9 protein-coding genes are annotated in these 12,041 nt (G+C 44.5%); 7 read left to right on the top strand and 2 right to left on the bottom strand.

Going from position 1 to position 12,041, the window contains the following annotated elements; all coding sequences use genetic code 11:
- Positions 1-315: 315 nt before the first annotated feature.
- Positions 316-1,098 (bottom strand): ABC transporter ATP-binding protein, encoded by a 783-nt coding sequence (locus tag DDV21_RS08860; RefSeq protein WP_116878391.1) that lies wholly within the window; start codon positions 1,096-1,098, stop codon positions 316-318.
- A 287-nt stretch (positions 1,099-1,385) separates the two neighbouring features.
- Complete coding sequence (locus DDV21_RS08855; protein WP_116878390.1) at positions 1,386-2,834, bottom strand: UDP-N-acetylmuramoyl-L-alanyl-D-glutamate--L-lysine ligase; 1,449 nt, start codon at positions 2,832-2,834, stop codon at positions 1,386-1,388.
- Between the two features lie 96 nt (positions 2,835-2,930).
- On the opposite strand from DDV21_RS08855, the gene DDV21_RS08850 reads away from it, so the two are divergent.
- From DDV21_RS08850 to DDV21_RS11955, 7 genes are all read left to right on the top strand, one after another.
- Positions 2,931-4,574, top strand: a complete 1,644-nt coding sequence (locus tag DDV21_RS08850) for a putative polysaccharide biosynthesis protein (RefSeq protein WP_116878389.1) — start codon at positions 2,931-2,933, stop codon at positions 4,572-4,574.
- Positions 4,575-4,965: 391 nt separating this feature from the next.
- On the top strand, positions 4,966-6,060 hold the full coding sequence (locus tag DDV21_RS08845) for a cystathionine gamma-synthase (RefSeq protein WP_116878388.1): 1,095 nt from the start codon (positions 4,966-4,968) through the stop codon (positions 6,058-6,060).
- A 3-nt stretch (positions 6,061-6,063) separates the two neighbouring features.
- Positions 6,064-7,227 carry a MalY/PatB family protein gene (locus DDV21_RS08840; RefSeq protein WP_116878387.1) on the top strand — a complete coding sequence of 388 codons (1,164 nt, stop codon included), beginning with the start codon at positions 6,064-6,066 and terminating at the stop codon, positions 7,225-7,227.
- 279 nt (positions 7,228-7,506) lie between these two features.
- Entirely contained in the window at positions 7,507-8,157 is a 651-nt protein-coding gene (locus DDV21_RS08835) for a hypothetical protein (protein WP_116878386.1), read from the top strand.
- 11 nt (positions 8,158-8,168) lie between these two features.
- A complete protein-coding gene (locus DDV21_RS08830; RefSeq protein WP_117287789.1) occupies positions 8,169-8,690 on the top strand; it encodes a hypothetical protein in 522 nt (173 codons plus the stop codon).
- A 66-nt stretch (positions 8,691-8,756) separates the two neighbouring features.
- Positions 8,757-9,428 (top strand): hypothetical protein, encoded by a 672-nt coding sequence (locus tag DDV21_RS08825; protein ID WP_117287788.1) that lies wholly within the window; start codon positions 8,757-8,759, stop codon positions 9,426-9,428.
- A gap of 5 nt (positions 9,429-9,433) precedes the next feature.
- Positions 9,434-11,965, top strand: coding sequence for an SA1320 family protein (locus DDV21_RS11955; RefSeq protein ID WP_241964666.1), 2,532 nt, complete (start codon positions 9,434-9,436; stop codon positions 11,963-11,965).
- Positions 11,966-12,041: the final 76 nt, after the last annotated feature.

Here is a 12,041-nt window from a genome sequence, read left to right as displayed (position 1 = left end):
AGCTCTCAGGGCGTGTTCAATTCAACAAGATACAAAGGCCGTTTAAAAATCCGTATGAAAATAGGGTCTGACAAGTGATGCTTGCATCACGCTGGCAGGCATACTCACAGAGCAGCCACACTCGTACGTCAGCTTGCGCTTCCTACGATTGCGTCTCTTTTTCACTAGGATTTTGGCCTTATTTTATCGGTTAATAAGGTAAATGGACTTTAGCGCAAGCCTTGAGGCAAATGGACAGACTGGCTTCCTGTCTTGGGGCTGTCTGAACGTTAAAGGGCATACGGCCCTAAACACCTCATTCCTTATTAAAATAATCTATGTAAGCTGATAAGTCAGCAATATCGGACATTTATGGATAGGATCTTCAGTGATTGTGGCATCTATTTGGAAAATGTCTTGCAGAATTTCAGGTGTCATAATATCTGCAACCTGCCCGCGGTATTTAATTTTTCCTTTCTTCATAGCGATAAGCTGATCGGAAAAACGGGCCGAAAGATTTAAATCATGAAGAACCATAATAATGGTCTTTTGAGAGTCTGAATTGAGCATTTTCAGCAATTCCAGAACCTCAAGCTGATGGTTCATATCTAAGTAAGTGGTCGGTTCGTCAAGAAAGATTGTGTCGGTATCCTGCGCCAAAGCCATAGCAATCCAAACACGCTGTCTTTGGCCGCCGGAGAGCGAATCGACATCCATGTTGGCAAACTGAGTAACTTTAGTCACTTCCATAGCCCAGTGGATCTTACTGCGATCTTCATCACTTAGACTTCCCAAGTACTTTTGATGGGGAAACCGTCCGTAAGAGACTAATTCATAGACTGAAATACCTTCGGCAGCATCTAAGACCTGAGGGAGCAGGGCAATTTTTTGAGCGACTGCTTTAGTCGGCAAATGAGCAATTGCCTGACCGTCAATGTAAATCTGCCCCTTTTTCAGAGCCTGAATACGGGTAAGAGCTTTAAGCAGTGTGGACTTACCGCAGCCATTGGCTCCGATGATAGTCGTAATCTGTTTGTCAGCCAGATTTAAGGATAAATCGTTAATAACGGTCTGCTGGTCGTAGGCAACAGAGATATTCTCAGCACGAATGTCTGACATATATGACCTCCTTTCTAATGTAACAGGCAGAACAGTTTTTGACAGTCAAACTATTGTGCCCGGCAGGCCCGCCGCCTGAATGAAAAACACTTTCAGACAGAGCAGCAGGGGCGGCCTGCTTTTATTTTACAAGAGAGTACTTAGTCTAATCTTGTAAAATTATCATTTATTATAGCATAGAAAAAAGGCTTAAAAAAGCCTTTTCAGAGATATTTTAGAACTTTCAGCCTTATTTAGAACGGTTAAAATGAAGGAGCCGGGAGATTCTGCTTGATATCTTTTGCGGCTCAGCAATAGCCTTTGGCGGTTTCTAGATCTCCGGCATAGGGAGCTCGTTTTCCTTCAACAATTTGGTAGGCATCAGCGCCTTTTCCTGCAATTATAACCGCATCTTTGTCGGTCTGTGTCAAGCTGAGACCGGTTTTAATGGCCTGCTTGCGGTCAACGATAATTTGAACAGGCCTGCTGATATGTCGGGCAATTTCTTCGGAAATGGCTTGCGGGTCTTCAAAATTAGGATCATCAGCAGTTAAAATAACCTGTAAATCTGGATGGGCATTAATGACATGGGCAAAGTCCTTTCGCCTGCTTTCTCCTTTATTGCCCGGAGCTCCAATTAAAAGAATAATTTGACCGCTGTGATAAGTTTCAACCACTCCGACTAATTTTTCCAGACTGTCGCCATTGTGGGCATAATCGATAAAGACATTGGCGCCATTGGCCTGTCTCAGCACCTCCATCCGTCCGGGGACAGTCGTTTCAGCAATCCCTTTTTGAATATCAAAAGGAGAAATTCCAAGTCTGAAACAGGCTAGCCCGGCGGCCAGCGCATTTTCCTGATTGAAGGCACCGATGAGCTGAATGCTATAATTCCCTGCCAGCTGGCCAGTGACTTCAAAAGAAAAAGCCTGAGAATGATGGATCTGATTATCTGACTGAGAGCCGTAAAAGGCATGCGGTTTACGGCCGGTCTGTTCCGCCAAAAGTGAGAAATGATCCATATCACTGTTAATAACGACAGATTTGCTCTTGTCTATCAGCTGGCGTTTGTGATAGAAATAATCTTCAAAAGTCGGGTGTTCAATCGGCCCGATATGATCCGGGCTGATATTGAGAAAAACTCCGACATCAAATTGAAGGCCATAAACTCGGCTGGTCAGATAAGCTTGGCTGGAAACCTCCATAATCAAATGACTCCTGCCGTTTGCTGCGGCTTCTGCCATCATAGCAAATAAATCCAGACTTTCCGGGGTGGTTAATTGTGATTTAAAAAAGGTTTGACCGTCCAGGGTTGTGTTCATGGTAGAGAGCAGAGCCGGTTTATGATTTTGCTTGAGAATATGGTAAGCAAAGTAAGCAGCAGTAGTTTTTCCTTTTGTGCCGGTGATGGCAAGGAGCTTCAGTTTATCCTGCGGGTTATCATAAAATTCCATGGCAATAAGACTCATTGCCTTTTTGATATCTGTTACAAGGACTGCAGGAATACCGACATTATAATCCTGTTCGGCTACGTAAAACTGCAAACCGGCAGCAACCGCGTTTTCCAGATAGTGCTTCTTAAAAGCTGCTCCTTTGACGAAAAAAAGTGTCTGGGCATCGGCAGACCGGCTGTCATAACTGATTTTTGAAAAGGAAAATGGCTTTTTCCAAGTGAAATAGTAGTTCTGATCTGCTATAATTTCCCGAAAATTGCAGTCTTTTTTTAAAATCTCTAATGTCTTTTCAATAGTAATCATACTCCTATTTTAGACTGAATGGTCCCGTTTTACAAGTAGCGGGCAAAAGTTTATAATAATTAATAGTCTTTGATAATAATTTGAGAAGGAAAAGCTATGTCTGAAAACGAAAAAAAAATGTCCCAGCAGGCTCAGATGGTCCGCGGGACGGCTTGGCTGACGGCCTCTAACTTCATCAGCCGCCTGCTCGGGGCTCTTTATATCATCCCTTGGTATGCCTGGATGGGCACACATGCCGAAGAAGCCAATGCCTTATTTGGAATGGGCTATAATATTTATGCCCTTTTCCTGCTGATTTCAACGGCAGGTATTCCTGTCGCCATTGCAAAACAAGTTTCTAAATATAATACTTTGGGCCAAGTGGAAACCAGCTACCAGCTTCTGCGCAGGATTTTGCTCTATATGCTCGGTTTTGGTCTGATTTTTGCGCTGAGTATGTATATCGGCTCTCCCTTGCTGGCTGCTTGGAGCGGAGGCGGTACAGACCTGGTTCGTGTGATGAAAAGTCTGTCCTGGGCTGTCCTGATTTTCCCGGCTATGAGTGTTTTGCGCGGTTTTTTTCAGGGGTTCAACAATTTAAAGCCCTATGCCATGAGCCAAATTGCGGAGCAGGTCATCCGCGTTATTTGGATGCTGCTGACAGCCTTCATTATTATGAAAATCGGTTCCGGCGACTATGTTGCTGCCGTTGTACAGTCTACCTTTGCGGCTTTTATTGGGATGCTTGCCAGCTTTGGGGTTCTTTTTGCTTTCCTATGGAAAGAAGGAATGTTCCGGGCTATTTTTACTAGGCAGCCTCAGCATGCTGATATCAACACCAACGCTCTCATTATTGAAACCTTTAAAGAAGCGATTCCTTTTATTATCACCGGTTCGGCGATTCAGATTTTTCAGCTGGTTGATCAGTGGACTTTCGTCAATACTATGGAGAGTTTCACCGATTACAGCAACCGAGAGCTCCATATCCTCTATGCCTATTTTTCTTCAAATCCTAATAAGATTACAATGATTTTGATTTCTATTGCCACAGCCATCGGCGGAGCCGGCATTCCTTTGCTGACTGAAAACTTTGTTAATCAGGATCAAAAAGCGGCCGCCCGTTTAGTTGTCAATAATATCCAGATGCTGCTTTTGGTACTTGTTCCTGCTCTGGTTGGGGCAATCGCTTTAGCAGAGCCGCTTTATACTGTATTTTACGGTGCTCCCAGTCAGACGGCCCTGTGGCTTTTTGTCGCTGCTTTAGCTCAGGTGATCTTCCTAGCCTTATACAGCATGCTGGCTCCGATGCTGCAGGCTCTGTTTGAAAACCGCAAAGCGATTTATTATTTCATCTACGGCCTGCTCCTTAAATGTGTCCTGCAGATTCCCGGGATTTGGCTTTTTCAGGCTTACGGCCCTCTGCTGACCACGGCTGTCGGTTTAAGCCTGCCGATTTTTCTAATGTACCGGCAGATTCACAAAGTAACCCATTTCAGCCATCAGGCCATTCTTAGAAAGACACTGCTGATTGCCATAATGACAGTTATTATGGAAATTGCTGTTATTCTTTCGATTCTGCTTTTTAAACCTTTCTTAGAACCAACTACCCGTCTGGGAGGCATTCTCTATTTGGCTTTGATTGGTGCTGTCGGGATAGCTGTTTACGGTTATCTGTCTCTGGCTACCCGCACTGTGGATCCTTTATTAGGCAGCCGTGCAGAAAGCCTGCGTCAGCGGCTGCACATTAAAGCAAGACGGTGAGCCCCTTAAATCTAAAAAGCCGTATTCTAAAAACAGTAAAAAGAACCCTCACTTGAGCTGCTAAAGCCCCAAGGGAGGGTTATCTTTTTACAAAGAACTCAGAAGCGTGCTCAGTTAATCAAGAGTCCGTTAAAAGAGCAAAGCAAGAGACGGGAAGTTCTGACATCTGTGATATCGCTGACACTCCCCTGCTAAGACGGCAAAGCTTTCAGTCGTCTACGACCGGAAGTAGGTTAAGAATAGCAGGAACAGAATCTTTTTCATGTTTATCAGCTTTGCTATAAGAAAAAGCTATAGCTCCCTATTAGGAAATAAAATAGCCAAAAGCCTATTTACAGCAGGAATAAGTGATAGAATAGTAAGAAGATACAGAAAAGAGAAGGGAAAGATAATGACAAAACAATTAGGCTTGGGCACAATCTTGGCTCATGCAGGCATTAAATCAGATAAAGCAACAGGAGCGTTGGCTGCGCCGCTTCATTTTTCAACCACCTATCAGCATCCGGAATTTGGGCAGTCGACAGGCTTTGACTATACCCGTACAAAGAATCCTACCCGAGCAGCCTTGGAAAAAACTTTAGCGGCTATTGAATATGCTGATTTTGCCTTGGCAACCAGCTCTGGTATGAGTGCTGTTGTTTTGGTTTTTGAAACTTTTCCGATCGGCAGCAAGGTTGTTGCAGCCAGGGATCTTTATGGCGGTTCTTTCCGCTGGTTTGATGAGCAGGAGAGGAACGGCCGCTTTTTCTTTACATATGCTCAAACAGAAGAAGACCTGCTGGCTGCTATCACAGATGATACAGATATTGTTTATTTAGAAACGCCGACTAACCCTTTAATGATTGAGTTTGATATTGAAAAGATAGCCCGGCTGGCTCATGAAAAGGGAGCCAAAGTGCTTGTCGACAATACTTTCTACAGCCCGGTCTATCAAAATCCTCTTTTATTAGGGGCAGATGTTGTTATCCATTCGGCAACTAAATATTTATCAGGACACAATGATGTTTTGGCAGGTGCTGTTATGACCAATGATCAGGACCTTTATGATAAGCTTTTTTATAATCACAATACAACCGGCCCAACCCTTTCTCCTTTTGATTCTTATCTGCTGATGCGCGGTTTGAAGACACTGAAACTGAGGATGGAAAAAGCGACAGAAAACGCTCAAAAAATAGCAGCTTTTCTGAAACATTCTCCAGCTGTCAAAGAAGTTTACTATACAGGCAAGGGCGGCATGGTTTCTTTTAAGGTCTGTCATCCGACTAAAATTCCAGCTGTCATCAATCATCTGGAGCTGATCACTTTTGCTGAAAGTTTAGGCGGTGTAGAAAGCCTGATTACTTATCCTGCAACACAGACACATAAAGACATTCCTGCAGCAGATCGAGAATCTTACGGTCTGACCGATGATTTGCTGAGGCTTTCGATCGGTATTGAAGATGCAGCTGATCTCATCGAAGATTTGCAGTCAGCATTGGAGGTTTAATAAATGCAAAGATATGACTTTACGACCAGACCCGATCGTCTCGGCCAGTCTTCCGTCAAATGGCAGCAGAGTGAAAATCAGCCTGACCTGCTGCAGATGTGGGTGGCAGATATGGATTTTTTACCGCTTCCGGCTGTCAAAAAGGCTCTCTCTGAGTACGCCGACCAGCATGTTTTTGGCTACACTTACCCAAGCGACAGCTTGTATCAGTCTATACTTGACTGGGAAAAAAAGGAACACGGTTATTCAGCGGAAAAAGAACATGTGGTTCTCATTGAAGGGGTCGTTCCGGCTATCTCAACAGCTATTCAGGCCTATACTCAAGAAGGAGAAGCTGTTTTGATTAATACGCCGGTTTATCCGCCCTTTGCCCGTTCGGTAAAGTTAAACCAGCGGCAGCTGATTACCAATTCTTTAGTCATCAGAGACGGCCGCTTTACCATTGATTTTGAACAGCTGGAAGCTGATATTATCAAGCATAAAGTAAAGCTCTATATTCTCTGCAGTCCCCACAACCCTGGAGGCAGAGTCTGGAGTAAGGAAGAGCTGACTGCGCTGCTTGAGATTTGTGAGAAGCATCAGGTGATTCTTGTTTCCGATGAAATTCATCAGGACTTGGCTCTTTTTGGCCATAAGCACTGTTCCATCAATACCATTGACCAGCGTTTTAAGGATTTTACCCTAGTGCTGGCTTCTGCGACAAAAACCTTTAATATAGCAGGAACCAAGACCAGCTATGCCATTATTGAAAATGAAGAACTGCGCAGGGCTTTTAAGAAAAGACAGCTGGGCAATAATCAGCATGAACTCCCGGCAGTCGGTTTACTGGCTACAGAGGCTGCATTTACCTACGGAAAGCCTTGGCTGGAGGAGCTCAAAGCAGTCTTGGAAGAAAACATCACTTACGTCATAGCTGTTTTAACAGAAAACACCAAGATTAAGGTGATGAAACCAGAAGGAACTTACTTGATATGGCTGGACTTCAGTGCCTATGGCCTGCAGCAGCCGGAGATTAACCAAAAACTGCAAGATGAAGGGCGTCTGGTCTTAAACGACGGCTTCAGCTTCGGTCCTGAGGGTAAAACCTATGCCAGACTTAATGTAGCAGCGCCTCTGACGACTGTCAAAGAAGCCTGCCGCAGAATTGGCCGGGTTTTTGGAAATTGAGGGCTTCGGGCTCAGCCTGTCTTAGCCGCTTTTCATCCACATGTTAAAATAGTATCCTAAAGATAGAAAAGACCAGCATCATAACAGTTATGACGCCGGTCTTTGTTTTTGATGAAGAAGTCTGCACTGCAGCTAATCTCGAACTTATGTTTTATAAATCAGGCTTTTAAAAGGCTGGTTCAGCCACTCTAACAGATAGAAGAAAGGAACGATTCTCTTTGTTTTTTCACATTAAAGCAAACCATGTTACAATAATAAAAAAGTAAAAAGGAGCCAGCGATGAAAAGCTTATGGAAACGAGGTCTCCTGATTTTAGGAGGAGTGATACTAATGACAGCTGCAGCCTGCACCAAAGAACAGTACGAACTGGAACAAGAATTCCAGCCTCTCTTTGATTTTCTGGCACAGGAGAAGAAGGATTTTTCGAAAGTGAGTGTTTATAAGAGCTCAATCTATATTACGAATAATGAAACAGAGGCTGAAAAAGAGTATAGTGTGTCTTTTGAAAAATTACCCAACAATACCTCTGGGATTTACAGCATCACTGAAAATGACCAAAAGACAGACTACCCGGTTTCTCTGGATGACAATGGGGAGCTGACATATCCTGATGCGGTACCGGAAGCGTTTGATACTGCTGTTTTTAATCTAACATTTGAAAAAGGCTTTTTCCAGAGCCTGCCGATTTCAGATTACTTAGCTGAGCACCCGGAGACCTATTTGAAGGATATTACTTATGATTTAGATGATAAAAGTAGTTATTTTTCACCAATTAAAAAGAAGTACAATTTGTCTGATAATGCTACTTTATTTTTAAGAGCTAAGCAATTATACGGTAATAACAAAAATTTAATCTATAATATAAGAATTATTATGGAAGATAAAAAACAGACATTTGATTTTATTAATACCGTTAGCTTTCAAAATTAAAGGAGACAGAGATGGTAGTGAAGCTAGACAATGCAGAGAAATTAGAACGACGAGTGGATATTTCAGCTGAACTTTCTGACTATGTCTATACATATGAACAAAATTATACTAAATTTTTAAAACGTGAAGAAAGTAAAAATATAGAAGTAAATGTAACTAACATAAATAAGAAAGCGATAAATACTATAGAAAACAGAATGCCTTCCGACACCACCATCACGGACGCCATGTACGATGAGGAGACAGGGGTGGCAGCGCTGGCGGTAGAGGACAGTCAGACGGGCGAGACCTATATTGCCTATGCCGGCACCAATATGAAGGCGGACGGCATGACCGATGTGACCTCCGATATGGCTATCGGAACCAATGATGCCCTTTATCTGGAAGAATTGGAAAAGAAAGCTGCCGCCTTTTATGAAAAAGTGGAGCGGCAGGGAGCCAATATCACAGTTTCTGCCGGCCATTCCTACGGCGATTTTCTCTCCAGCCGTGTGGCTGCACTCAAGCAGATTCCTTATCAATATCAGTCCTAATTCTCATAACTTTCACATTAAAGCAAATCATGTTACAATAATAAAAAAGCAAAAAAGGAGCCAGCGATGAAAAGCTTATGGAAACGAGGTCTCCTGATTTTAGGAGGAGTGATACTAATGACAGCTGCAGCCTGCACCAAAGAACCTATCCCTGATAACCGCACTAAAGAACAGTACGAACTGGAACAGGAATTCCAGCCTCTTTTTGATTTTCTGGCACAGGAGAAGAAGGATTTTTCGGAAGTAAATAAATATGAGACGGCTATTATTGAAACAGATCGTAAGACAGGTAGAGATAAAAAATATAGCGTTGATTTTGATAAATTACCTAGTAGCCAGGAAGGGACATATACAATCACTGAAAATGGGAGGAAGACAGAGTATCCTGTATCTATTAATGACAGTGGTGAATTATCCTACTCTGCTTCCGTGCCAGCAGAATATAATGAAGACCTTTTTAATCTTCATTTGAAAAAAGATTTTTTTGAAAAACTCCCTATTTCAGATTATACAGCTGAACATCCGGAAACTTATTTGAAAGATATAAGTTATGAGGTAGACAGCAGTATTCCTTTTTTGAAGCAATTGATGAAAAAGTACAATATAAGTCAGGATGCGAATCTGTCTCTTTATTTAGAAAATTATTATACACAAGAAATGGTATATTCCATTAGAATCATGATAGTTGATGATAACAAAATTCTTGACTTAATTTATAATATAACGTTCAAGGAGTGAAATTAATGACTGAATTAAATAATGCCGAAAAATTAGAACGACGTGTTGATATTTCAGCCGAAATTTCTGACTATGTTTATAAGTATGAGCAAAACTATACAGAAATTATGTCCAAACAACCAAAACTTAGTGAAGGTGAGTTAAATACTAAAGCATTAGAAAACGTTGCTCCTCCTTCCGATACCACCATCACGGACGCCATGTACGATGAGGAGACAGGGGTGGCAGCGCTGGCGGTAGAGGACAGTCAGACGGGCGAGACCTATATTGCCTATGCCGGCACCAATATGAAGGCGGACGGCATGACCGATGTGACCTCCGATATGGCTATCGGAACCAATGATGCCCTTTATTTGGAAGAATTGGAAAAGAAAGCTGCCGCCTTTTATGAAAAAGTGGAGCGGCAGGGAGCCAATATCACAGTTTCTGCCGGCCATTCCTACGGCGATTTTCTCTCCAGCCGTGTGGCTGCCCTCAAGCAGATTCCTTACAAGTTCGGTTTTCAAGGGGCTCCTCAGGCCGTCAGTCTTCTCACTCTGCAGGAAACCGCGCTGCAGCAAGCTCTGACCACTAACAACGGCTATGCGCCTCCGGAACTCTTCACTGCAGCAGAAGCCTCCCGCACAGCAGCCGACCGGGCTAAAAAGCTGGTTGCGGATTATCAGGGCTATGCGATCACCTTTTCCACCACCCGGGATATCCTGACCAATGCCCTCTGGGATCAGCCCAAAGGGGAAATTTCCTTTGACGGTCACATCGATTTGTTTAACCGCAATGGGGATAAGGCCGCCAGCGGACTCATGACCGCTTTGGAGATCGCTATGGGAACCCAAAGCGACCCTTTGTATTTGGGGCGGGTTCAGGCGGTGGATGTTCCTGTCTTCCACAGCATGCGGGACTACCGTCAGAGTGCTGAGGCCATGGCCTACAGCAGACAGATTGTGCTGGAAGAAGCTTACGGTGTTGATTTTGGCCGCGACGGCAGTTTAGAATTCGCCGTAACCCCGGACTACCTGACCAGTCAGCCTCTGCTGCCGTCTTTTGCTTCTTCCGGCGGGACGATTAAACTGGATACAGCGGCATTAGAAGGGCTGATAGGCAATCTTGGAACCGTCCAGAGTCAGCTCCAAGACCTGATTGACCTGACAGCTCGGGCATCTGCCGAAAATCTGACCGTTATGGAGAATATGAGCGGCCGGCAGCAGAATTTGAAAACCGTTATCGTCGAGCACCTGCACAATATCAGTCTGGTCAAGGCCATCGAAGATATTGACAAGGCTTGTGAAGACTTAGAAGAGCTGTTTGATGAGCTGCCCACCCTTTCCAACTACAAAAGCTCTGCCTTTTCCGGGCAGTTTGATACCTGGACCAAAGACTGGTTTAAGGGAGAGAAAGGCTGGAACCCCAAGACGACCGCCAGTGAGCTGGAGACGATGGCGACCGCTGCCAGCAGCTTAAAAAGCATGATTGACGGTGAGATTCTCTCTCAGGTTTCCCAGATTACGAGCAGCAGTTTGAATGATTGGCTTACGGAAGCACTTGACGGCGGACTGCTTGAAAACACCAGCACCAGCGCCTTAGCTAAAAAAGGCGAAAATCTGGTTAACCAGTTCGAAGGGGCCATTGAAGCGTCGCTTCAGGGTTTAGGCAGCCGCAGTCAGTTTGCGGACGGTCTGCCTCAGGCTGTCCATGAACTGCTGGGGGTTATCGCTCAGAATCTGACCAGCCTTTTGCAGGCAGTCGCTTATACCTCAAGTGTGGCGCAGACCATCAAAACGACGATGGAGACTGCAGATATCGGTCTGGCCAATGCTATCAGCACTTTTGATACCAGCCAGATTCCGGATGTGGCGGTCAGTGTATCCGAGAGTTATGAGGGTTATCTGGAGAGCAGCGGGGTTTTTGATGACCGGGCGGTGCTATCGGCCTTTGACGATCAGGTGGATGTGCGGTCCAGCGATTTGGCCGAGGACATGTCCGGACAGTTTTCGACCTACCTGCGCGGTGCAGAAGACTCTCTGACCGAAGTCAATGTTAAGATGACTGGTCTTTCTTACAGTTTGGACGATTTACTGAAGGAGGCGAAGAAAACCGTTAGCTACAAGGACAAACTGGATTTAAAACCCGATGGTCAAACACCGCCTAAAAAGACTTTTGGGCCCCTTGGGAAAGCCATATCGGTTTTGGAAACGATGAAGACAGTCAACACCAGTCTGACAGCGATTGACAGCCAGATGACGACCGCTCTGACAACGATTAATACGGTATCAGGTATGCTGGGCGGCTTTACACCAGTCTTTCGCACTGGGATGGAGGATGCTTTTTACGGAGCGGCCGGTTTAGAGGCCATCGTCCGCAGCCAGAAGGCAGTGGGTCAGATATTAGCAGCGGTAAAGGCTCGTTTTGAAGAGCTGGGACAGGAGCTGGCAACAATCAATGAAGGGGAAGCCGTTAGAGCACTGGGCAGCAAAATGCAGGACAGCACTCAGCTGATGGGACACGCGGCTACCCTTATTGAAGATTGTTTTGGCGATTAGGCCAGCAAAACAGTCAGCTGCTGAATCAAGCTGATTTTGAATGCCGAAGCGCACGAATAACAGATAGTAAAACTCC

It is taken from the genome of Streptococcus chenjunshii (genome assembly GCF_003086355.1).
GTDB lineage: Bacteria > Bacillota > Bacilli > Lactobacillales > Streptococcaceae > Streptococcus > Streptococcus chenjunshii.
The sequence above is the reverse complement of the archived record's forward strand: the minus strand, read 5'-3'. Positions and strand labels throughout refer to the sequence as shown.